The 24,938-nt window shown below is 32.5% G+C and carries 20 protein-coding genes; 12 read left to right on the top strand and 8 right to left on the bottom strand.

What is annotated here, in order from left to right; genetic code table 11:
- Window positions 1-24: 24 nt before the first annotated feature.
- Complete coding sequence (locus AACZ49_RS06340) at window positions 25-1,707, top strand: glutamine--tRNA ligase/YqeY domain fusion protein (RefSeq protein ID WP_339652749.1); 1,683 nt, start codon at window positions 25-27, stop codon at window positions 1,705-1,707.
- 284 nt (window positions 1,708-1,991) lie between these two features.
- Here the strand turns inward: AACZ49_RS06340 and AACZ49_RS06335 are convergent, their stop codons facing one another.
- Window positions 1,992-2,921 (bottom strand): SPFH domain-containing protein, encoded by a 930-nt coding sequence (locus AACZ49_RS06335; protein ID WP_339652748.1) that lies wholly within the window; start codon window positions 2,919-2,921, stop codon window positions 1,992-1,994.
- A 225-nt stretch (window positions 2,922-3,146) separates the two neighbouring features.
- On the opposite strand from AACZ49_RS06335, the gene AACZ49_RS06330 reads away from it, so the two are divergent.
- Window positions 3,147-3,506, top strand: a complete 360-nt coding sequence (locus AACZ49_RS06330; RefSeq protein ID WP_339652747.1) for a VOC family protein — start codon at window positions 3,147-3,149, stop codon at window positions 3,504-3,506.
- A 187-nt stretch (window positions 3,507-3,693) separates the two neighbouring features.
- Here AACZ49_RS06330 and katG read toward each other — a convergent pair whose 3' ends face one another.
- The gene (katG, locus tag AACZ49_RS06325) at window positions 3,694-5,937 is read right to left on the bottom strand and encodes a catalase/peroxidase HPI (protein ID WP_339652746.1); all 2,244 of its coding nucleotides are present in this window, start codon (window positions 5,935-5,937) and stop codon (window positions 3,694-3,696) included.
- Between the two features lie 350 nt (window positions 5,938-6,287).
- Here katG and AACZ49_RS06320 point away from each other — a divergent pair, with 350 nt between their 5' ends.
- The 3 genes from AACZ49_RS06320 (at window position 6,288) to AACZ49_RS06310 (ending at window position 8,389) form a co-directional block, all read left to right on the top strand.
- Entirely contained in the window at window positions 6,288-6,866 is a 579-nt protein-coding gene (locus tag AACZ49_RS06320; protein WP_339653089.1) for a PepSY domain-containing protein, read from the top strand.
- 44 nt (window positions 6,867-6,910) lie between these two features.
- A complete protein-coding gene (gene rlmF, locus AACZ49_RS06315) occupies window positions 6,911-7,882 on the top strand; it encodes a 23S rRNA (adenine(1618)-N(6))-methyltransferase RlmF (protein WP_339652745.1) in 972 nt (323 codons plus the stop codon).
- Window positions 7,883-7,993: 111 nt separating this feature from the next.
- Complete coding sequence (locus AACZ49_RS06310; protein ID WP_339652744.1) at window positions 7,994-8,389, top strand: ACT domain-containing protein; 396 nt, start codon at window positions 7,994-7,996, stop codon at window positions 8,387-8,389.
- Window positions 8,390-8,419: 30 nt separating this feature from the next.
- Here the strand turns inward: AACZ49_RS06310 and gltX are convergent, their stop codons facing one another.
- Window positions 8,420-9,928, bottom strand: a complete 1,509-nt coding sequence (gene gltX, locus AACZ49_RS06305; protein WP_339652743.1) for a glutamate--tRNA ligase — start codon at window positions 9,926-9,928, stop codon at window positions 8,420-8,422.
- A 192-nt stretch (window positions 9,929-10,120) separates the two neighbouring features.
- Here gltX and AACZ49_RS06300 point away from each other — a divergent pair, with 192 nt between their 5' ends.
- The 5 genes from AACZ49_RS06300 to AACZ49_RS06280 all read left to right on the top strand — a co-directional run bounded on the left by AACZ49_RS06300 (window position 10,121) and on the right by AACZ49_RS06280 (window position 17,508).
- On the top strand, window positions 10,121-13,582 hold the full coding sequence (locus AACZ49_RS06300; RefSeq protein ID WP_339652741.1) for a DUF4175 family protein: 3,462 nt from the start codon (window positions 10,121-10,123) through the stop codon (window positions 13,580-13,582).
- Window positions 13,575-13,994 (top strand): rRNA maturation RNase YbeY, encoded by a 420-nt coding sequence (ybeY, locus tag AACZ49_RS06295; RefSeq protein ID WP_339652739.1) that lies wholly within the window; start codon window positions 13,575-13,577, stop codon window positions 13,992-13,994. The genes AACZ49_RS06300 and ybeY overlap by 8 nt, the downstream gene beginning before the upstream one ends.
- A gap of 5 nt (window positions 13,995-13,999) precedes the next feature.
- Entirely contained in the window at window positions 14,000-15,868 is a 1,869-nt protein-coding gene (gene mnmG / locus AACZ49_RS06290) for a tRNA uridine-5-carboxymethylaminomethyl(34) synthesis enzyme MnmG (protein ID WP_339652738.1), read from the top strand.
- Between the two features lie 60 nt (window positions 15,869-15,928).
- The gene (locus AACZ49_RS06285; RefSeq protein ID WP_339652737.1) at window positions 15,929-16,765 is read left to right on the top strand and encodes a class I SAM-dependent methyltransferase; all 837 of its coding nucleotides are present in this window, start codon (window positions 15,929-15,931) and stop codon (window positions 16,763-16,765) included.
- A gap of 236 nt (window positions 16,766-17,001) precedes the next feature.
- Complete coding sequence (locus AACZ49_RS06280) at window positions 17,002-17,508, top strand: OmpH family outer membrane protein (RefSeq protein WP_339652736.1); 507 nt, start codon at window positions 17,002-17,004, stop codon at window positions 17,506-17,508.
- 142 nt (window positions 17,509-17,650) lie between these two features.
- On the opposite strand, the gene AACZ49_RS06275 is transcribed toward AACZ49_RS06280, so the two are convergent.
- From AACZ49_RS06275 to rnr, 3 genes are all read right to left on the bottom strand, one after another.
- A complete protein-coding gene (locus AACZ49_RS06275; RefSeq protein WP_339652735.1) occupies window positions 17,651-18,331 on the bottom strand; it encodes a LysE family transporter in 681 nt (226 codons plus the stop codon).
- Window positions 18,332-18,337: 6 nt separating this feature from the next.
- The gene (locus AACZ49_RS06270; protein WP_339652734.1) at window positions 18,338-19,015 is read right to left on the bottom strand and encodes a head GIN domain-containing protein; all 678 of its coding nucleotides are present in this window, start codon (window positions 19,013-19,015) and stop codon (window positions 18,338-18,340) included.
- 90 nt (window positions 19,016-19,105) lie between these two features.
- Window positions 19,106-21,298 (bottom strand): ribonuclease R, encoded by a 2,193-nt coding sequence (gene rnr / locus AACZ49_RS06265; protein ID WP_339652732.1) that lies wholly within the window; start codon window positions 21,296-21,298, stop codon window positions 19,106-19,108.
- Window positions 21,299-21,943: 645 nt separating this feature from the next.
- On the opposite strand from rnr, the gene AACZ49_RS06260 reads away from it, so the two are divergent.
- A complete protein-coding gene (locus AACZ49_RS06260; protein WP_339652731.1) occupies window positions 21,944-22,372 on the top strand; it encodes an RpiB/LacA/LacB family sugar-phosphate isomerase in 429 nt (142 codons plus the stop codon).
- A 113-nt stretch (window positions 22,373-22,485) separates the two neighbouring features.
- On the top strand, window positions 22,486-22,929 hold the full coding sequence (locus tag AACZ49_RS06255; RefSeq protein WP_339652730.1) for a GNAT family N-acetyltransferase: 444 nt from the start codon (window positions 22,486-22,488) through the stop codon (window positions 22,927-22,929).
- Window positions 22,930-22,970: 41 nt separating this feature from the next.
- Here AACZ49_RS06255 and AACZ49_RS06250 read toward each other — a convergent pair whose 3' ends face one another.
- Window positions 22,971-23,345 carry a hypothetical protein gene (locus tag AACZ49_RS06250; protein WP_339652729.1) on the bottom strand — a complete coding sequence of 125 codons (375 nt, stop codon included), beginning with the start codon at window positions 23,343-23,345 and terminating at the stop codon, window positions 22,971-22,973.
- Between the two features lie 103 nt (window positions 23,346-23,448).
- Window positions 23,449-24,870 (bottom strand): PQQ-dependent sugar dehydrogenase, encoded by a 1,422-nt coding sequence (locus AACZ49_RS06245; protein WP_339652728.1) that lies wholly within the window; start codon window positions 24,868-24,870, stop codon window positions 23,449-23,451.
- Window positions 24,871-24,938 lie beyond the last annotated feature (68 nt).

Raw genomic sequence — 24,938 nt, 5'->3', positions numbered from 1 at the left:
TTTTGTAGACTGAAATATCATGACATGAGCGAGACACCAAAGTCTTTAAATTTTATTGAGCAAATTGTGGAAGAAGACTTGGTAAATGGGTATACCAAAGAAAATCTTCGTTTTCGTTTTCCACCTGAACCTAATGGATATTTGCACATTGGCCATGCTAGTTCTATTTGCTTAAACTTCGGGCTAGGACTGCGGTATAATGCACCAGTAAATCTTAGATTCGATGACACCAACCCTGCTAAAGAAGAGCAAGAGTTTGTAGACGCCATCAAAAAAGATGTGGAATGGCTGGGTTATAAATGGGATACCGAACGGTATGCGTCAGATTATTTCCAACAATTATACGATTGGGCAGTTCAATTAATTAAAGATGGTAAAGCTTATGTGGATGATCAATCTTCTGAAGAAATAGCATCCCAAAAAGGATCACCTACAGAACCGGGTGTAAATAGTCCAAACAGAAATAGATCGATAGAAGAAAATCTTGAGCTTTTTAAAAAGATGAAAAACGGGGAGTTTCAAGAAGGAACTCATGTGTTAAGAGCTAAGATAGATATGGCCTCTTCCAATATGTTAATGAGAGACCCAATCATGTACCGTATTCTTCATAAGGCACATCATCGCACAAATACCAATTGGTGCATTTATCCGATGTATGATTGGACACATGGTGAGAGTGACTATATTGAGCAAGTATCACATTCATTCTGTACCTTAGAATTTGCAATGCATCGCGAATTGTATGATTGGTTTTTAGACCAAGTTTATGACCCTAATAAAATTCGTCCGAAACAAAGAGAATTTGCGCGCCGTAATCTTAGTCATACCGTTGTAAGCAAACGTAAATTGTTACAATTGGTTGAACAGGGATTTGTTACCGGATGGGATGATCCTAGAATGCCCACCATATCAGGTTTACGCAGAAGAGGCTATACGCCAGAGTCTATTCGCAATTTTGTAGATACCATTGGTATTGCCAAACGAGATAATCTTATCGATGTTTCTTTACTTGAATTTAATATTAGAGAACATTTAAACAAAATAACCCATAGAGTAATGGGTGTTTTAAATCCTTTAAAACTGGTAATTACCAACTATCCCGAAGGTAAAACCGAATGGTTAGAAGCTGAAAATTCACCTGAAGACAATGCTGCCGGAACCCGTCAAGTACCTTTTTCTAGAGAAATATATATTGAACAAGAAGATTTTAAAGAAGAGGCGAATAAAAAGTTCTTTCGTTTAAAATTAGGTGGTGAAGTTCGTTTAAAGAATGGCTATATCATTAGAGCAGAGAGCTGTACAAAAGATACCGAAGGGAATATTACAGAGGTGCAGTGTACTTATGACCCTAAAAGTAGGAGTGGTAGCGGAACTGAGGAAAGTTTACGAAAGGTGAAAGGAACATTACATTGGGTATCTATAGCACATGCTGTGCCAACAGAAATTCGATTATACGACCGCCTTTTTACAGATGAAAGTCCAGATACACATAAAGACAAGGATTTTCTAGATTTTATTAATCCAGATTCTTTGAGTGTAATTACAGGATATGTAGAGCCTGCACTAAAAAATGCCCTGCCAGGTGAACGTTTTCAATTTCAACGTATTGGATATTTCTGTGTTGATCCAGATACTTCACCAGAGAATCTTGTATTTAATAGAACCGTGGGTTTACGTGATTCTTGGGCCAAAATTCAAGAAAAATAACGGCATAAGAAATGCTTATCGAATAAGCCATATAGAATTGAAAATCATGATGTAAAAAAGCCCTTAGAATTGCTTTCTAAGGGCTTTTTTGATTTTATAGACCTATTGGTATGATTGTTTAATTATAATGGTGGAATTCTATTAAATAGATGTTTTCGACTGTTAAAAACAAAAATGAGAGCTAATGTGTTTGTTTTAATTATTCACGATTTAAAACCATCAAAAAACCCAAAAACAATTAAGTTTTTGGGTTTTTTGATTTCTGTTTCTGTTTTTTATAAAAACTATTTTTCGAACTTTGGCTTGTTGGTCTTCTTCATACTTTCACCGATCATATTACTGGCCGTAAAGCTAGCAACCATATTATTCAACATATCACTACCTGCTTGGGGAGAATTTGGTAATAGTATTAAATTTGTATTCGTCGCCTCACCAATACTCTGTAAAGTATCATAATGTTGTGTTACTACAATTAAAGCTGAAGCTTCCTGAGAATTTATACCAACTTTATTCAATACTTCTACAGATTCTTCTAATCCTCGAGCAATCTCTCTTCTCTGATCTGCGATACCTTGCCCTTGTAATCTCTTGCTTTCTGCTTCTGCCTTTGCTTTTTCCACAATTAAAATACGAGCGGCATCTCCTTCGAATTGTGCAGCAGTTTTTTGTCTTTCAGATGCATTAATACGATTCATAGCTTCTTTAACCTGAGCATCTGGATCAATATCGGTAACCAATGTCTTAATGATATCGAAGCCATAATCTAACATAGCATCTTGTAATTCAGATTTTACGGCTATCGCAATATCATCTTTCTTAACAAAAACATCATCCAATTTCATTTTAGGCACCTCAGCCCTAACCACATCAAATACATACGAAGTAATTTGCTCGTGCGGATATTCTAATTTATAATATGCATCATACACTTTTTCTTTAATCACTACATATTGCACCGATACTTTTAGCTTAACAAAAACATCATCAAGAGTTTTTGTTTCGATAATAACATCCAACTGCTGAATTTTTAAACCGATTCGAGCTGATATGCGTTGTACAAAAGGGATTTTAAATTGTATACCAGATTGTCTCACACTGGTAAATTTTCCAAAAGTTTCAATTAAAACTGCGGTCTGCTGTTTTACAATAAATACGCCCGATAGAATAGTGAAAATCACCAAAAACGCTATCGGAATCAAAATAAATGAGCCCATAATTTTTTATGTTTATAGTTAATACTGATAAGATACTAAATACCTTCTTGTTATTAGTAGTACTTAGTCAGTAATTGTTACATCAATAAGATTATATAATAACATAGCAACTACTAAAACTAAATTATAATATCCTATTCAAAAGTTCTAACTATCATACTCAGCTTCATGATTGAAGTATTAGGGCTATCTTTAAATTATAACTTTTTAAAACATATAATAGTAATGTTAGTTTCAATACATCCAAAATTACCCATGCGAAACAAAACGAAAACAAAGGAATATTATATCGATTTCTTAGGGTTCAGAGAATATGGAACTAATGAATATCCAGAATATTTAATGATAGAGAAAGATGAAATACAATTACACTTCTTTCTTTTTGAAGCCCTAAATCCAAAAGAGAATTATAGTCAAGTATATATAAGAACAAATGATATAAGTGCTTTATACCAAGTGTTATTAAATAGCAATGTGCCAATTCATCCCAATGGTAAATTAGGAATGCGGCCTTGGGGACAAAAGGAATTTTCTTTATTGGATCCTGACCAGAATTTATTAACATTTGGTCAAGCTATTGATTAATAATTCTCCTTTCCAAATTATAGTAAATAAATTTCCCAAGGGACATACCCATGGGACATTTTAAATGAATATGTTTTCAAACTTTAAAATTAACAGTCGAGGCAAAACTCGGTGAATCTACCCTTCTAAAATAAAAAGGCAGCTCTAAAGAGCTGCTTTTTTTGAGGGGTTAAGTTTACTTTATAAATTAAATATCAAAACGATCCAGGTTCATTACTTTGGTCCAAGTTTTTGCAAAGTCACGAACGAATTTTTGTTTTGCGTCTTCTGTTCCATATACTTCGGCCAGTGCCCTTAATTCTGAGTTAGAACCAAATATTAAATCTGCTCGTGTGCCAGTCCAATTAACGCTACCTGTTTTCCGGTTACTTCCTTCAAAAACAGTGTCATCATTAGAAGTTGCTTTCCAAGTAGTTCCCATATCTAATAGATTAACAAAAAAATCGTTTGTTAACATACCAGGTTTATCGGTAAACACACCATTCTTAGATCCATCATAATTAGCTCCTAATACACGAAGGCCACCAACTAAGACGGTCATTTCTGGTGCAGTCAATGTTAGAAGATTTGCTCTATCAACTAGAAGTTCTTCAGCTTTTACTGAGAGTTTTTGTTTTGTAAAGTTTCTAAATCCATCAGCAATTGGCTCCAATGCATCAAAAGCTTCAACATCTGTCATTTCTTGGGTTGCATCAGTACGACCCGCATTAAAACCAACATTTACATTATACCCTGCAACTTTAGCTGCATTTTCAACTGCGGCAGTCCCACCCAATACAATTAAATCTGCAAAAGAAACTTTCTTATTGCCCGTTTGCTTATCATTGAAATCTTTCTGAATTTTTTCTAATGTTGCTATAACCTTGGCCAACTGTGCTGGATTATTGACCTTCCAGTCTTTCTGAGGCGCTAAACGAATGCGACCACCATTAGCGCCGCCTCGTTTATCCGAACCTCTAAACGTTGAGGCTGATGCCCAAGCAGCAGAAACCAATTCTGAAGTTGATAAGCCAGAAGATAAAATACTCTTCTTTAATTCTTGAATATCACTATCGTTAACAAGTTCAAAATCCACAGTAGGTACAGGGTCTTGCCATATTAATTCCTCTTGTGGTACTTCTGGTCCTAAATAACGTTCTACAGGTCCCATATCACGGTGTGTTAATTTAAACCAAGCACGCGCATATGCATCTTTGAACTCATCTGGGTTTTCTAAAAAATTTCTAGAAATTTTTTCATAAGCAGGGTCCATTCGTAAAGACATATCAGTAACCAGCATAAATGGCTGGTGCGTTTTTCCTGCAATATGAGCATCTGGCACTGTTCCTGAACCAGCATCACCAATTGGTTTAAATTGCCATGCTCCAGCGGGACTTTTTGTTAATTCCCATTCAAAACCAAATAGGTTTTCAAAATATTTATGACTCCATTTGGTTGGGGTCTGAGTCCATGCTCCCTCAAGTCCACTAGTAATTGTATCGGCACCAAAACCTGAACCGTAACTACTCTTCCATCCAAGTCCTTGTTCTGTAATATCGGCAGCGGCAGGTTCCACACCTACATATTCCTCAGGGTCTGCAGCACCATGCGTTTTTCCAAACGTATGACCGCCAGCTATTAAGGCTACGGTTTCATAATCATCCATTGCCATTCTTTTGAATGTCTGTCTAATATAATGTGCCGCTTCTAAAGGATCAGGGTTTGCATTGTGTCCTTCTGGATTTACATAAATCAATCCCATATGCGCAGCACCAAGCGGATTTTCTAATTCGTTTCCATCTTCGTCATATCGCTGTTTATTTCCTAACCATTCCGTTTCAGAACCCCAGTAAATATCTTCTTGAGGTTGCCATATATCTTCACGACCTCCACCAAAACCGAACATTGGTAAGCCCATACTTTCATGAGCAACATTACCTGTCAATATCATTAAATCTGCCCAAGAAATCTTTTTCCCATATTTTTGCTTAATAGGCCATAATAATAGCCGAGCCTTATCTAGGTTTGCATTATCTGGCCAACTATTTAATGGTGCAAATCTTTGGTTTCCCGCACCTGCACCTCCTCTACCGTCAGCAATACGATAGGTACCTGCACTATGCCAAGCCATTCGTATAAAGAATGGCCCATAATGTCCATAATCTGCTGGCCACCAATCTTGACTTGTAGTCATTAATTCGGACAAATCCTTTTTAATAGCGGCTAAATCCAAGGATTTAAATTCCTCCGCATAATTAAAATCATCATCCATTGGGTCGGCCATTTTAGAATGCAACCTTAGAATGTTTAAGTTCAACATATTTGGCCACCAATCTTTATTGGTTGTACCACCCCCTGCTGCTTGATTTAATTCACCATTTAAAAATGGGCAATCTGCTGCTGAGGACTCATTCACACCCCAAGCTTCGCCTTTTTCGTTAGTACTACTCATGATTATATTAGTTTTAAAAGTTGTTTTTTATCGTATCTAGTAAAATTATCGATAATTGATTTATCAAAAATTAAAATTTAATAGATAAAATCTATGGCTTAATTTTTTCAGTTACTGCGAAATTATATCTTAAAAATACGCATTTTTGAAAACATTATTTACCCCAATGCAAAGTAAATGACACTATACTGCTCACAAGCAAGACATTGCAATGTATTTAAAAGTAGATAGCTAAAAAAATGCTTTTTAAGACGTATTTTAAAACTTAGTTTGGTCATTTTCTTTTAACACTATCTTCTATTAAGTCTTTTTCAAAACTGACTATATTGCAAAAATTCTCAACCAAAAGAATGCGTCAGGATAACAAAAGACAAAGACAAGCTAAATTATTACGCGTTTTTAGAAAAATTCACCGAGCTACCGGGGCTGCATTATTTATCTTTTTCTTTTTCATCGCTATTACAGGTATACTTTTAGGGTGGAAAAAGCATAGTGGGGGAGTAATTTTATCAAAATCTTATCCTGGCACTTCCACTGAACTTAAAGATTGGCTACATATTGACAGTCTTAACACTTTGGCCAACTCTTATCTTTTGAAAACAATTTCACCAAATCTTTCAACAGATATCGACCGTATCGATATTCGAAAAGATAAAGGAATGGTAAAATTTATATATGCCGAACACCTTTGGGGAATTCAATTAGATGGTGCAACTGGAAGATTATTACACGTTGACCGTCGTTATTCTGATCTTATTGAAAACATACATGATGGTTCAATTTTAGATAAATATTTGGGTACAAGTGACAATCAGATAAAGGTTTTTTATACCTCGGTTATGGGTGTTTCCCTTTTGGTTTTTACAATTACCGGCTTTTGGCTTTGGTATGGTCCTAAACGCATGCGAAGAAATAATAGTGCCACTTAAAAATTAGCTTTAGCTTTGGGCCCTATAGTATTCATTTCCACATTATGTTAGACCCGAAGAAAAAAGAACATTTAGAAAAGCCAAGTTTACACCCACGTAACAAACATACTGGACGTTATGATTTAAGAGCACTACGCCTTGAAAATCCCGACCTTAAAGAATTTGTTGCCAAAAACAAGTATGGTAATCTTTCTATTGATTTTTTTAATCCTAAAGCGGTTAAGGCTTTAAATAAAGCCCTTTTAATCTCAAATTACGGATTAAACTATTGGGATATACCAGATGGTTTTTTATGTCCGCCAATACCTGGGCGAGCAGATTATATACATCATATTGCAGATATTTTAACCGCAAGTAATAAAGGAGTTTTTGTTAAAGGCGAGCAGATTACTTCTTTGGATATTGGCGTCGGCGCAAATTGTGTTTATCCAATTATTGGAAATAGTGCGTATGGATGGTCCTTTATTGGAACAGATATCGACAAAAAAGGAATTGAAGTTGCAAAAAAAATAGTTGATACTAACCCATCATTAATAGGAAAGGTTGAATTTCGACTTCAGCCAAAACCTGAGCATATATTTTCCGGAGTTTTAAAAGCTGAAGAAAAAGTAGATTTTACAATATGCAACCCACCATTTCATGCTACACAAGCAGAAGCTGAAGCAGGAACTTTAAGAAAGTTGAGTAATCTTAAGAAAAAGAGAGTTAAGAAAGCGGAACTAAATTTCAGCGGACAAGGTGGAGAATTATGGACGGATGGAGGCGAAAAACGTTTTGTTTTAAATATGATTAATGAAAGCGCGCAATTCTCAAAAAATTCGGCATGGTTTTCAACATTGGTATCTAAACAATCAAATTTACGTACTTTTTATGACAGGTTGGAAAAAGTGGGTGTTGTAGAACATAAGACTATACCAATGGGGCAAGGTAATAAAATGAGCAGAATTATTGCGTGGACATTTCTATCTCCAACAGAAATGAACTCTTGGTCCAATGAACGATGGGGAAGTAAATAATCTCTTTCCTTAAAGAATAATTTTGATTAATCGGGCCTTGATTTAAGCCGTTCTAATGTGTTATAGACCCGAAGGGTCGATTTTTATTTTAAGGCTAGTAAAACCGCTTATATGGCAGGAGAAATTAAACTTAATAAACTATTAAAGGGTTTAAAACCTAGTTTAAACGTGGGTAGTTATGTTTTTATATCTCTTAACGACATTACAAAACTTTCAAGAGAAGATATTCTGTTTGAATTTAAAGAAGCAGAGGGAATTACAATTATTCTATCTAAAGAGAAAGCGGATAACTATAATCTTGATTATGACTTCGTAGCTTCTTGGATCACCTTAACAATTCATTCTGCATTAAATGCCGTAGGTCTTACAGCCGCGGTTTCTACCGCGTTAACTAAACATAATATTAGCTGCAATGTAGTTGCTGCGTATTATCACGATCATATTTTTGTTTCTATAAAAGACACTGAAAAAGCAATGGAAGTCTTGGGCGAGTTCTCAAGAAAATAAACCGAGGTCTTTTTTCTTGTTGAATTAAATTTAACCCAATTTTTCAAGTGCCTTTTTTATACGAAATATACTTTCATCCTTACCGATCATAGCCATAATATCAAAAATATGAGGTCCTTTCATATCACCTACCAAAAATAACCGTAGAGGTGGCATCACTTTTCCAAAGGACAATTCTTTATCGGAAATCCATGCCTTTACTACGGATTCCGTGTTTTCTGAAGAAAAATCCTCAATAGTTTTTAACGCAACGATTAATTCATTCATGATATCTGCAGTATCCTCTTTCCACTGCTTTTTAGCCGCCTTTTCATTGTACTCTTTAGGGGCAACAAAGAAATAATCACTTAGATTCCAAAAATCAGAAACAAATACCGCGCGTTCTTTTATAAGCGAAACAACTTTCGTCACATATTCCAAATTAGAATATAATTCTTTAGAAGTATGCTCTTTTACAATAGGCATAAAGCTTTTTGCTAACTTAACATCTGCGGTTTGTTGTAAATAATGTTGATTGTACCATTTGGTTTTTTCCGGGTCAAAACGTGCGCCTGATTTATTAACCCGTCCTAAGGTAAAAGCCTTAACTAATTCATCTAAAGAAAATAATTCTTGTTCCGTTCCTGGATTCCACCCTAATAAAGCCAAGAAATTAATAACCGCTTCAGGGAAATAACCAGATTCCTTATAACCTACAGATTCGTTCCAAGAAAGTGGAAAAACAGGAAAGCCTAATTTTTCTCCGTCACGCTTACTTAATTTTCCTTTTCCAACAGGTTTCATAATCAGTGGAAGATGAGCAAATTCTGGAGATTCCCATCCAAAAGCATCATAAAGTTGTTTATGCAATGCCAAAGAAGGTAACCATTCTTCTCCACGAATTACATGGGTAATTTCCATTAAGTGATCATCAACAATATTTGCTAAGTGATATGTAGGCATGCCATCACTTTTAAATAAAACCTTATCATCGAGAACATTCGTATCAATTTGCATTGAACCACGAATAATATCGGTTAATTCTAATTTTTCATTTGGCGGGGTTAAAAATCGTATGACAAAATCATCACCATTATCTAATCGTTGTTGAACCATTTCTGGCGTTAAAGACAACGAGTTATCTAGCTTTAATCTATTATGCCAGTTATAAATAAAAGTTTTTCCTTTTTCTTCATGGTTTTTTCGATGTCCATCAAGACTTTCTGCGCTATCGAACGCATAATATGCCTTTCCAGTTTTTATAAGTTCGTCTGCATATTTTTTATATATAGATTTACGCTCACTCTGTCTATATGGGCCAAAATCACCATCCTTACCAATACCTTCGTCAAAAGGAATACCGCACCAATTCAGCGAATCAATTATATACTGTTCTGCACCTTCAACATATCTATTCTGGTCAGTGTCTTCTATACGCAGTATAAAATCACCACCATGTTTTTTAGCAAATAAATAATTGAACAGCGCGGTACGAACACCACCAATATGTAAAGGTCCCGTAGGACTAGGTGCAAAACGAACGCGTACTTTTTTCGACATATTCTTATTTTGAAGACGCAAAGATACATAACCAGTCGTTTTTATACCGAATATCAGAAACACGAATTTGTATCTTATACTATAAAAATTACCTGATTGTAATAGTTATAACAATTGAACATACTTTCGTTTTAACAAATTATTCCCAATATTCATTCGTGATAACCATTATCTTGGTATAAAAATCAAAAATTGCAAGATATTAATCACATTATTGACCGTTTAGATAAATTCATTCAAAAGCATTACTCCCAAGTTTTGCTTAAGGGAGTTTTGTTGTTTTTTGCCTTTGGTCTATTATTTTTCTTAATTGTATTAGGTGTAGAATATTTTTTATGGCTTAACACACTTGGTAGAATGATATTGTTTTGTGTATTTATAGCAACAGAGCTTTATTTACTCTTCCGATATATTATAGTTCCGATTTTTTACCTCTTAAAACTCAAAAAGGGGATAAGTACTAAAGATGCGGCTTCCATGATTGGAAAACATTTTCCAGAAGTAGAAGACAAACTAACGAATCTGCTGGATTTAGTGGAAGACCCACAACAATCTGAGCTTTTACTTGCAAGTATTTTGCAGCGTTCAAAGCAAATGGTTCATATACCATTTTCAAACGCAATTAATTATAAAGACGTAACAAAATATATTAAATATGCACTTATACCTTTTTTGATAATTTCTACACTTTACATTACTGGTAATTGGAATTCCTTTTTCGGCACCTATGAGCGCGTAGTTAATTATGAAATAGCTTTTGAGAAACCGGCCCCTTTTCGTTTCCAATTATTGTCTTCAAATCTTACTATTTTACAAGATGAATCATTCACTGTTCAAGTTGCTACAAAAGGAAATGTTAAACCAGAAAATGTATTTATAGAAATAAATGGTCAATCCATTTTACTACAAAAAGAAAATGGTTTCTATGTCCACACTTTTACGCCTCCTATAAAAACTACACAATTTAGTTTTACCGCCAACGAAGTCAATTCTCGTGAATATACCCTAGTGGCATTAGAAACTCCGTCCATAGTAGCTTTTACTATGAATTTGAAATATCCTACCTATTTAAACAAACCAAACGAAACCATAAATAGTACGGGGAACGCTGTAATTCCTGAAGGAACAAAAGTAACTTGGAGAATTATAGGAAAACATACCGATAAGATTAATCTTATTCAAAAAGACACATCATTTCCCTTTTTAAAAGAAGAAAATGCGTTTAGGTTAGAGAAGAAAATTTATAATGATTTGAATTATCAACTGACTACTACAAATAAAAACGTTGCCAATTACGAACGTTTAGCATATGATTTTAAAGTAATAAAAGATGGATATCCAACGGTTAAAGTAAATCAAGTCCTTGATACTCTAAATCCTAATATTTCTTATTTCAGTGGCAGTGCTACAGATGACTACGGACTACAAAAAATAGAGGTCGTCTATTTCGATGTAAATAATGAGAAAGAAGAACGCACAATTTCTTTGGTAAAACCATCATCAAATTATGAACTTTTCTATTATACATTTCCTTCAGGTTTAAATCTAGAAATAGGTAAGGACTATGGGTTCTATTTTAAAATTACTGACAACGATGCTATACATAATGGTAAGTCTGTAAAAAGCCGGGTATTTCGACACATAATACTAAATGAGAATGAGTTAAAAAATAAAGACTTAGAATCACAACAATCGTTAATTAAAGATTTAGATAAATCTTTAGAAAGAGCAAAAGAACAGAAAGAAACATTAGAAGAATTAAATCAAAATCAAAAAGAAAAAAGCAGCTTAAACTTCAATGATCAAAATCAAATAAAAGACTTTTTACAGAAGCAAGAACGCCAAGAGGAATTCATGCAAAAATTTAGTAGAGAACTTAAAGAAAATTTAGCTAAGGAAGACAATAATAACAAATTAAACCAATTGTTACAAGAACGATTAGAGCGACAAGAGTTAGAAGCTAAGAAAAATGAAAAACTTCTTGAAAAACTAAATAAAATAGCAGATAAAATAAACAAAGAAGATTTAACCAAACGCCTTGAAGAGCTTGGAAAAAAGCAACAAAATAGTGAGCGAAGTTTAGAACAATTATTAGAATTGACCAAACGGTATTATGTTACAGAAAAAGCTTCACAATTAGCAAAGGATTTAGAAGAATTAGCTAAAAGACAAGAAAATCTTTCTACGATAGAAAAGACAGAAAATAACCTGGAAAAACAAAAAGAATTGAATGAAAAATTCAATGAGATTTCAAGTGACCTCAATACTTTAATAAAGGACAATGAAAAGCTTAAAAAACCGCTAGATTTAAAAATTGATACCACTAAAAAAGAAGGTATAAAAGAAGACCAGCAAGATGCTTTAGAAGAACTAAAGAAAAAAGATATTGGCAATGAAAAAACGGACTCAAATGCCAAAGCAAGCAAAAAACAAAAATCTGCTGCAGATAAAATGAAAGAAATGAGCGAACAACTGAGTGAATCTTCATCAAGTAGTGACGGTGGATCTTCGGTTGCGGAAGATGCAGAGATGCTAAGACAAATATTGGATAATCTTATCATCTTCTCTTTTAAACAAGAATCACTTTTTGATAAGTTAGCTACAAAAGAAGATCAGGATGCCATGCAATATTCTGAAACAGTTCGTGACCAAAATGAGTTAAGAGGTCTTTTTGAACATGTTGACGATAGTCTTTTTGCATTATCATTAAGACAAGCTGAACTATCAGAATTTGTAAATGAGCAAATAACCGAAGTATACTATAACATTGATAAATCTTTAGAAACCATGGCCGATGGCCAAATCTACCAAGGAATTTCACACCAAAAATTTGTTCTTACAGCCGCCAATAGTTTAGCAGATTTTCTAGCTGAAGTTATGGATAATATGCAACAAAGTATGCAAATGGGTAAAGGTTCAGGTGAAAGTGAGGCTGGTTTTCAATTACCAGATATAATTAAGGGGCAACAACAATTAGGGGAAAAAATGGGTAGCCAAGGTAAACCGGGTAGTGAAGGTAAAGAAGGTGATAGTGGTCAAGGTCAAAAAGGAGAACAGGGAAAAGATGGGGGGCAAGGGGAAAGTGGAAAAAAAGGTTCTAAAGGCAAAAATGGTGAAAATGGTGAAAACGCAGAAGGAGGTCAGGGTTCTAGTGGAAATAGTGGAAAATCGAGCACTAAGGGAGAAGGTCAAGGTGGTGCAAACGGTGAAGAAGGACAAGGACGATTGAGTGAAGCAGAGCTAAAAGAAATATACGAAATCTACCAAAGTCAACAGAAAATTAGACAAGAGCTAGAAAATCAGCTTAAAAATATGATTAATTCTGACGACCAAAAGCTTGGTGAAAAGTTGATTAAGCAGATGGAAGATTTTGAAAATGACTTGTTAGAAAATGGAATTACACAACGTACTATCAACAAAGCCAACACTATACAATACGAATTATTGAAATTAGAAAACGCAGCTTTAAAACAAGGAAAGAAATCTGAAAGAGAAAGCAAGGCAAATCAAAAGGATTTTTCCAATCCAATCACTACTAAACCCTCATTATTAGATAATTATCATAATGAAGTTGAAATTTTAAATAGGCAAAGCTTACCTTTGCGCCAAAATTTCCAAAACAAGGTTAAAGAGTACTTTAAAGCAAATGATTAACTACAATTACCTAATTGATTTCAAATTACCCACAGAAACCACTTATAGTTCGTGGATTACAGAAACTTGTAAAACTGAAGGTTTCTTTATAAATGAATTAAACTACATTTTTTGTGATGATGATTACTTACTTAAAATCAATCAAGATTATCTTCAACATGATTATTTAACTGATATTATCACATTTGATTATGTGTCAGGAAAAAATATATCTGGAGATTTATACATTTCAATAGAACGTATAAAAGAAAATGCAGAGGAATTTAATGTCTCCTTTGACAATGAATTAAAGCGCGTAATGATTCATGGGGTTTTACATCTTATGGGTTATTCGGATAAAACGGAAGCAGCTACTGCCGAAATGCGCGCTAAAGAAGAAGAAAAAATAAAGCTGTTCCACGTGGAACAATAGAAGATATGTTTGGAGAAGAATATGATGTTATCGTAGTTGGTGGAGGTCACGCCGGCGCAGAGGCTGCAGCAGCAGCAGCAAATTTGGGGTCAAAAACACTTTTGATCACCATGAACTTACAAACTATAGGTCAAATGTCTTGCAATCCCGCCATGGGTGGAATTGCAAAAGGACAAATTGTTAGAGAGATAGATGCCCTTGGCGGATATAGTGGTATTGTCTCCGATAAATCGGCTATACAATTTAAAATGCTGAACAAATCAAAAGGTCCAGCAATGTGGAGTCCAAGAACACAAAACGACAGAATGCGGTTTGCCGAAGAATGGCGATTAATGTTAGAGCGCACACCAAACGTAGATTTTTATCAAGAAATGGTGTCTGGACTATTAGTCCAAGAGCACAAAATTATTGGAGTAAAAACATCTTTAGGTATTGAAATAAAATCAAAAGCAGTTATTTTAACCAACGGAACATTTTTAAATGGACTAATTCACATTGGTGAAAAACAATTTGGAGGAGGTAGAGCTGGCGAAAAAGCTGCAACCGGAATAACAGAACAATTACTCCATTATGGTTTTCAAAGTGGAAGAATGAAAACTGGCACACCTCCAAGAGTAGATGGTAGGTCTCTAGATTATTCTAAAATGATTGTTCAACCTGGAGATGCAATTCCAGAAAAATTTTCATACACCAATACAAAACCTTTATCTCATCAACGTGATTGTCATATGACTCACACAAGTGCATTAGTTCATAATCTATTAAGAGAAGGATTTGATAGATCCCCAATGTTCAATGGTAGAATAAAAAGTAATGGCCCTAGATATTGCCCATCAATAGAAGATAAAATAAATAGATTCGCTGATAAAAACAGTCACCAAATGTTTATAGAACCTGAAGGATGGGATACGGTAGAAGTTTATGTAAACGGATTCTCGACTTCATTACCTGAAGATATACAATTTAAAGCACTACGATCTGTTGTCGGTTTTGAAAAAGTTAAATTTTTTAGACCAGGTTATGCTATAGAATATGATTACTTTCCACCAACACAATTGAAACACACCTTAGAAACAAAACTAGTAGAAAATTTATACTTCGCGGGACAAATTAATGGAACTACAGGTTATGAAGAAGCAGCTTCACAAGGATTAATGGCCGGGATTAATGCACACTTAAAATTAAACGAAAAAGATCCATTAATTTTAAAAAGGGACGAAGCTTACATCGGTGTTTTAATAGATGACCTAATAACAAAAGGAACGGAAGAACCTTACAGAATGTTCACTTCCAGAGCAGAATATAGAACACTGCTTCGACAAGATAATGCGGACTTAAGATTAACTCCGCTAAGTTATTCCATAGGTTTAGCAAGTGAACAACGTGTAAAAAGAATGGAACACAAACTAAAACAATCTGATTCACTTGTTAATTTCTTTAGAGAAACAAGTGTACTACCAAAAGAAATAAACCCAATATTAAAAAGTGTAGAATCTGCTTTAGTAAAACAATCTGATAAAATGTATAAAGCATTTTCAAGACCAAATGTAACTATGGACCACATGTTACAACTTGAAAAAGTTTCTTGTTTCATTAAAGAAAATAATTTTGATAGTGAAATTTTAGAACAAGCAGAAGTTCAAATTAAATACTCAGGGTATATAGCTAAGGAAAAGGTTAATGCCGATAAATTACACAGACTTGAAGCCGTAAAAATCCCAACAAACTTTGACTACTCAAAACTAAAATCACTATCCTTCGAAGCTAGAGAAAAACTAAGTAAAATTCAACCTATAACTATTTCACAAGCATCGAGAATTAGTGGTGTTACTCCGAGCGACATCAGTGTTCTTTTAGTTTATCTTGGAAGGTAGGGGAAATTGTTCCACGTGGAACAATGTAACTATACTATATCTAAACTATTAAATTTTAGTATGACCGAAAAAAAAATACATCTTACCACTAAAGATTATCTGATTACCAAAGAAGAGTTTTCACTTGAAATAGATAATAATTATGACATGTTAATTACAAAACCACAACCAAAAAATTTAGATAAATATTACCAAACAATAAATTACATTTCACATACAGACCAAGCTAAAACCTTTATTGATAAAATTTATCAAACAGTAAAAAAATATACCCTAACAAAAAAAATAAAATTATTAAATGAATATTCTAAAAAAGGAAAATCAATTTTAGATATTGGATGTGGAACAGGTGAATTTTTAGCTCTAACCAAAAATCAAAATTGGACATCATTCGGTATAGAACCAAATGAAAATGCACGAAGAAAAGCTAAATTAAAAAATATAGATGTAACAGCTAACTTCGAAGAATTAAATCAACAAAAATTTAATGTAATTACCTTATGGCATGTTTTAGAACATCTACCAGATTTACCGAATCAAATAAAAAAAATAACTAATCTATTAGAAACAAAAGGAACGCTAATAATAGCAGTTCCAAATTTCAAATCATATGATGCGAAATATTACAAAGAACATTGGGCTGCATATGATACTCCACGACACCTATGGCATTTTTCACAACAATCCATTATTAACTTATTCAAAGAAAAAAATTTCAAAGTAATCAAAACGATACCAATGAAATTCGATTCATACTATGTTTCACTTTTATCAGAAAAATATAAAAATGGGAAACAAAATTACTTAAAAGCAATTTACCGCGGATGGTTGTCAAATTATAAAGCAAAACGTACAACTGAGTATTCTTCTCTAATTTATGTACTAAAAAAAGAGTAAAAAGAGAATTAAGAAGATATGGGAGGTTTTAAATAATTTTATTATCTAAGTGCTTAAAGAATTTTAATCTCTTCTTAAATAAGCTTAAAACAAGTAAACAAAATAAGGATTATTTATATAATAACACATTTATATAAAAAAAATCAATACTTATAATAAACAACATTATATTACTATTTAAAACTAAATTCAATATCAAAAGCTTTACTACTTTTGCACAACTTAAAAATGAAAAAATGAAAAACCTTATAGTATTATTAGCAATTGCTGTTTTAACTTCATGTCAACAAGAAAAAATTGGATATGTAGATAATATAAAATTGATGGATGAATATCAACAAAAAATTGATGTTGAGTCAAAATTTAAAATTCAAGCTGACGCACTAGCTTCAAAAAGAGATAGTATTTCTCAAGCCTTTCAAATTGAAGCACAAGCTTTTCAAGCTAAAGCACAGTCAATGTCTCAAAGTAAAGCACAAGAAGAGTATGCAGCAATGCAACAAAAAGGACAGATCATAGGTCAACAATTACAACAACAAGACCAACAACTTCAATTAGCTGGACAAACTGAGATGGATAGCATTGTTTCTAAAGTTAAGGAAGAAATAAAATTATATGGTAAAACTAACGGTTATTCCTACATATTAGGTGGTGGTGATGGTGGTAGTGTTCTTTACGGAACCGAAAAAAATAATCTAACAGATGAAATAGTTAAACTACTTAATGATAAGTATAAAAAATAATACTTTAAATAAAAATAAAAAAAGCCGGCTAATAGCCGGCTTTTTTTGTTCAAAGAAGTAATCTGCCCAAAGGCCAACATATTTATTTATAGTTTTAAAACCTATTACTTTAATAAACGCAATAGATTAGCCCTGCGGAAATTTACTCTATAATATTATGTTCAAAACGTTCTAGTTCATGTTCAATATTAAACTGATCCTTTGGAAGAAAACCTTTAATAATAAGCACTATGCCACAAATAATAAGAATAATACCTATCACCTTTTTAACCAAAAATATTCTCTTTACAGTAAGTTTTTTCTTTAACTGTTTTGCTAATAAAATTTTAAAAATATCCGTTACAAAATAGGAGAGAAGTACCGTTGCAAAAAAAGTAAAGAATCGATTAGGTAAATTGTCTAAACTAGGTCCAACGATAATGATTATTCCCAACCAGAAAACTAGCACCCCAATATTAATAAAATTCAATAAAAAACCTTTTATAAATAAGCTTAAGAAATCAGACTTTCTAATTTTTTTAGAAACTTCAGGTAATTCCTTATTATCAAACTTAAAGAAAGTAACTAAACCATAAATTAAAAGTATAACACCACCAAAAAAATATAATCCCGGTTGATTACTCAAATTTTCAAGAAGCTGAAAACTACTAAAATAAGCGACTAAAATAAAAAGTATATCAGCTAATAATACACCTATATCAAAGGTTATTGCTGCCCTAAAACCTTTAACCGCACTAGTTTGTAAAAGAACAAAAAAAACAGGACCTACCATAAAACTTAAAAAAAAGCCTAAAGGAATCGCTGCTTGTATATCTTCTAACATGAAATCTTACATTCTTTTTATTGTACCACCGAAAACGGTTTTTTCTTCTAATTTCTTAGGATTGCCATAGATAAGTACTTCACCACCAGCTTTAACTGTAGCCTTTACGTAATCCTTAGCATGAATCTCCGCTCTAGAACCAGCATTAACATTTATGGTAGAAAAGTTAGTCCTAAAATTCTTACCCTCATAAATTCCTCCAGTATTGATTTGAACATCTTGCAAATTAGACGAACCAGTAGCTTTAATAACTCCACCTGAAACAGACCTTATTAACATTTGTTCCACATCAGCATTAACAATAAGTTCACCACCTTCTTGTGCCTTTAATTCCAAAACTTCCTGCGTAATAATATCTTTAGTTACTATTCGCGCATCTTCATTAACATCGATAACTAAAATTCTATCTGAATAATATACATCAACAAAAGTTTTATAACCACTAAATACTTTACCTATTTGCATACGAATTTTTAATATCCCATCAATATTAACAATAACTACACTGCTATTATTTTCACCAAAAATAACTGCTTTGTTCTCCGTAGATTTTATAAGATTAATAGATAAACCGTCAAAAACTTTTAATTCCTTAAAGGATTCTAAATTAAGGGTAACCTTACTATCCTGGCCAATGACCAAAATACAACCGAAGAGAAACATTAAAAATATAACTTGTTTCATTCTTTACGTATAAATTTGTTTTATAGAAAAGCATATAAATAAAATTTTACCCTTCTAATACCTTCATCTTATACCAAATTTTGTTCCAAATTATTTATTATCATCAGGAATCAAAGCAAAATCTAAATGCCTCTTTATTAAATCGGTATTTTTAACCATAACAGTTATCTCATCACCAAGTGTATATCTCTTCTTGGTACGTTCACCAATTATAGCATATTGTTTTTCATCAAAGATATAATAATCTCCTTTTATGTCTCGAATACGAATCATACCTTCACATTTGTTTGATATAATTTCAACATAGATACCCCATTCGGTAACACCACTGATTACACCGCGAAACTCCTCATCTTTATGATCCTGCATAAACTTGATCTGCATATACTTAATTGAATCACGTTCTGCACTAGAAGCTAAATATTCCATATCGGAAGAATGTTTACATTTCTTCTCAAATTCTTCTTCCTTAACAGAACCACCACCATCCAAATAATGTTGTAATAACCTATGCACCATTACATCAGGATATCTACGAATAGGGGAGGTAAAATGTGTATAATAATCAAAAGCTAAACCATAATGACCAATATTATCAATAGTATAAATAGCTTTACTCATACTACGAATGGTAAGAGTATCGACCATATTTTGCTCCTTTTTACCTTTAACATCTTGTAATAATTGATTTAAAGAAGAACTAATAGATTTCTTATCCTTAAAATCCAATTTATGTCCAAATTTAGACACAATACCGTTTAAAGCAATCAATTTATCTGGATCTGGATCATCATGAATTCTATATACAAAAGTTTTTTTTGGTTTTTGTTTACCAATAAATTCCGCAACCTTTCTATTTGCTAAAAGCATAAACTCTTCTATAAGTTTATTAGCATCCTTAGATTCTTTAAAATAAACCCCAATTGGTTCACTATTCTGATCTAGATTAAAACGTACTTCCACTTTATCGAACGATAACGCACCTTGATCCATACGTTTATTACGCATAACCTTAGCTAATCGGTCCATTATCAATGTAGCTTCTACCACATCATTAGAAACAGTGTAAGACGTATCTCTAATAGATATATCTTGAGGAATAAGACCTTTACCAGTTTCTATGATATGTTGAGCTTCTTCATATGAAAAACGTTCATTAGAATTGATTACAGTTCTTCCAAACCATTGATTCCTTATCATAGAAGTATCATCAAGCTCGAAAATGGCAGAAAATGTATACTTTTCTTCATTAGGTCTTAAGGAACAAGCATTATTTGAAAGTACCTCTGGCAACATAGGAACCACACGATCAACTAAATAAACAGATGTAGCCCTCTCATAAGCCTCATCATCTAAAATAGTATCTTTTTGAAGGTAATGGGAAACATCTGCAATATGAATACCTATTTCATAATTTCCATTTTCAAATTTTTGAAACGAAAGGGCATCATCAAAATCCTTAGCGTCTTTAGGATCAATAGTAAATGTTAAAACATCTCTAAAATCTCTACGTTTAAAAATTTCTTCACTTTTAATACTCGTATCTAATCCATCTGCAAAACGTTGAACTTCTGCAGGAAAAGAATAAGGTAATCCGTATTCCGCAAGTATAGAATGTATTTCAGTATCATGCTCGCCTGGTATACCTAATACCTCTATCACTTTACCAAAAGGTGAATCTACATTATCTGGCCAATCTGTAACTTCAACCAAAACCTTCTCACCATTCTTTGCATCGCCCAATTTATCTTTAGAAACAAAAATATCTGTGTACATTCTAAAATCTGTAGGCCTTACAAAGGCAAATGTTTTTTGCATATCAACAATACCAACAAATGTTGTTTTGTATCGTTCAAGAACTCTAACTATTTCCCCTTCTAATTTTTTACTTTTACTTCTTGGGTAAATATAAACCTCTACTTTATCTTTATGAAAGGCTTTATTTATCTTATTCGATGGAATAAAAATATCATCATCCATGCCTTCCACAACGATATAAGCATTTCCCTTACCTGTAATATCTACAGTACCTTCATGGTACGATTTTGTATTTTCTAATACTTTATATTGACCTCGGTCAACTTCTTGTATACGTTTCTTTTCCTTAAGCTCAGTTAATCTTTTAATTAGGATATTTCTATCTTGAGCATCGGTTATATCCAACTTTGCGGCAATCTGCTTATAATTAAAACTTTTACTAGGTTCCTTTTCAAGAACAGTAAAAATTCCTTTTGTTATTTCATTCTTTCTATGATTATTCGCCTTCTTATTTCTCTTCGACATTAAACTTTTTATTTGTTGGAAAATTACGAATTATAATCCACTACCTATTAATCAACTTTTTATTGAAAAGTTAAGCTAATGAGTTGTTATCAACATATATATCATAATTAATATTTTTCTTTTAAATTAAATTAAATTTTGATGATTATTATAGTCTGTTAATAACAGGTATAACTTATTTCATTTTTGTTTGATTTTATGAGATACCAAAAGTTGTTGACAGAACTTTAGCCTAATTGGATATTGGAAATCAGTATTTTGAGAAGTTATCAAAAATGGTTCATAAGCTCTATTAACATGAATTTATTAATAACTAAATGTAATTTTAATGTTAACTAGAGGAGTTTATTTGATGAAAATTAACTCATACTTTCTAATATTTTAATTCTTCTTTAGAATATTAAAAATGTAAGCAGATGTTAATTTTAAAAAGCAAATTTTTAAGCCTTTATTTTTAAACAATTTATGCAAGAAGTAAATTAGCTTATAACATAGTAATTAACAACTATTATAGTTTAGTATAAAACAATTGTTGTCAAGTACTTAAATTTTGTTGTGAATGCTTGATTATCGTAACTTTAACATCTAATTTATAGATCCTCTATACGATAAATAATGAATAATTAACCTATAAAGAATACACTAATGAAAATAGCTATTGGTAATGACCATGCAGGGACCGAATATAAATTAGCTATTATTGGTTTACTGAAATCAATGCAAGTTGAGGTAACAAATTATGGTACCGATGGTATTGATAGTGTTGATTATCCAGATTTTGCTCACCCAGTTGCCCAAGATATTGAAAAAGGTAAAGTTGATTTTGGTGTTTTAATTTGTGGTAGCGGAAATGGGGCTTGTATGACAGCTAATAAACAACAAAATGTAAGAGCTGCCTTATGTTGGACTAAGGAAATAACACAACTAGCTAGAGCGCATAACGATGCTAATATAATAAGCTTACCTGCAAGGTATATATCCTTACCCCAAGCTCTTGAAATGATATCCACATTTTTGAATACCCCATTTTCGGGTGGAAGACATGAGCGCAGAGTTGAAAAAATTCCTCTTTAATAAAGAACTATTATATATATGTTAATAACCTTTATATGCTTTACGTAACTTATTAGAATTTAAACATTTAGTCTGTATTAGTTATAAACATAACCATTTAATTATACTAATTTATGTTAGATATTAAAGTGAAAAAATTTAACGAATTAACTCTTCAAGAACTGTATAGTTTGCTCAAGTTACGAAGTCAAATTTTTGTTGTTGAACAAGATTGTGTGTACCAAGATTTAGATGGTAAAGATGCTAAAGCACTTCATATACTTGGAATAACTAAGAATGAAATTGTTGCATATACCCGAATTTTTAAACCAGGCGATTATTTTGATATAGCAAGTATAGGAAGGGTTGCCGTAGATAAAGATCACAGAAAGTATGGTTATGGAAAGGAAATCATGCAAGCTTCAATTAATGCGGTTAAAGAAACATTTAAGGAACAACAAATTAAAATTTCAGCACAGACCTATCTAGGTAAATTTTATACTGAACTAGGATTTAAAGCTATTGGTAAAGAATATTTAGAAGATGGAATTCCGCATATTGCAATGCTAAAAGAGTAAAAATGCACACTAATAATATGCATTTTTACATTTATATATGTTTATATTTTAATAGGAGTTTTATTGCTCAAATTTATATCCTCTAACATATTATCCGTAAACTTATAATGCCCTTTGGTTGTTATAATTCTAAATCGGTTAGAATTCATACGACTTAAGGTATCTAAAAACAACCATTTAGATTTGAGTAACCTCGTTTTTGGAGATTTAAGGCTAATATCGAAATAGTATTTTTTACCATTTTTAATAGCAACAATATCTGGGGTAATACAATCTTCTTTACCTTTTCTTGAATATGATTTTGGAGTTTCATAACCCTCCATATCAGCTTTTATATTCTCGAAACCTGTTGCTTCTAAATGTTGAATTGACTTTTCTAAAAATGCTGTATTATCTAATTTTTCTAACTTTAACATACTCAATAAGATAATAAAAAAAATGACAATTACAAATTTTATACGCTGATTAACAATATGTTGAGATAATTAAATACTATAAAAAATAACAATAGTTTTTAAATTATTTCATGATTAATAGGTCATTTTCTTTATTTGGAGTCTTAATATAACTTCTTGTTTTTCTTTTTTCCATTTCTAAAAGGTTGGTTTTGTTAAACGACAGTTTATCACCTTCAAATAGAATTCTCCATATCTTTCCTTGTTTTGATTCTGAAATATACAACGAACCGTCAGACCCTTCTGCAAGTCCCATAGGTCGGTATTTTGCATCTTGCATATCAACAACCATATCTGTACCGGTAAATCCATCAGCAAAAACTTCCAATTCACCGGTTGGGGTTCCATTTTTAAAAGGTAAAAAAGCAACAATATAACCTGCTTGTGGATAAGGAGTTCTATTGGTGGAACCATGAAATGCAACAAATGCCCCATTTTTATATCTTTTTGGAAACATTGAACCTTTGTAAAACAAAAGGTCATTTGGAGCCCAATGTGCAGGTAAACCCATTAATGGATTTTTGTAATCTTCTGTAATTGTTTTTCCATCTCCGCCATATTCTGGGGCAATTAATCTTTTTTCTTTAAAAGGGTCATAATAAGAATACGGCCAACCAAAATTATCTCCTTTTTCTATTTTCATAAACTCTTCAGCAGGCAAAATGGCATTCTCCCATTTAGAATAAATATTAGGAGCATGATTGTGTAAATAGTCTCTACCATGTTGAACGGCATAAAGAGAATTGTCCGTATCATTCCAAGAAATTCCTACAATGCTTCTTATACCAGTAGCATAGTTTTCTCCGTCATATTGAGTTTGGTTAAGTTTATCTTCATCGAATCGCCAAATACTTCCTAAGACATCTAACATAGGGCATGGATTGAGCCCATTTATTTTACCTACAGAATTTGGGTCCTCACATGCATTTGTTGGAGCACTAAAAGTAACGTACATACCTCCCTTACCATCAAATGCTAAAGATTTTGCATTATGCCAACGAATAGGGTATTGATCTGTTAATATAACCTCTAATTTCCCATCTGGTATAAGGTTAGTTTCACTTAATTTTTGACGGTAAATAACCAGCTCAGAACTAAAATATAAATAACCGTTATGTATACGCATTTCGGTCCCAAAAGCTCCGTCATATGGATAATTACCAAATCGTTTTAAAATGTCTACTTTTCCATTATTAGTGGTATCTCTTAAGGCAATATTCCCTAATGGTCCATTGGGTTTTTTTAACTTAACATAGATATCCCCATTTTTATTTACGGCTATATGTCTTGAAGAACCAATACTGTCCACAACCACTAATGCTCCAAAACCATTTGGCAAAAATAAACCACCATTATCGTAATCAGGAATAGGCTTATTAACGGTTTTGAACGCTTTAACAGGCTCTTTTTTTTTAATTTCTTCTTTAATTTCCTTGCACGAAAACAAGACCAAATTAATAATCAAAAAAATATATTTTATTTTCATTGTGCTTTTATAGAATCTGATTGTCCGCAAGCACTCATAATTTAAAAATACTTGTTATTTTTGTAAAA

Origin of the sequence: uncultured Maribacter sp., assembly GCF_963975365.1 — a bacterium.
Taxonomy (GTDB): domain Bacteria; phylum Bacteroidota; class Bacteroidia; order Flavobacteriales; family Flavobacteriaceae; genus Maribacter.
The sequence above is the reverse complement of the archived record's forward strand: the minus strand, read 5'-3'. Positions and strand labels throughout refer to the sequence as shown.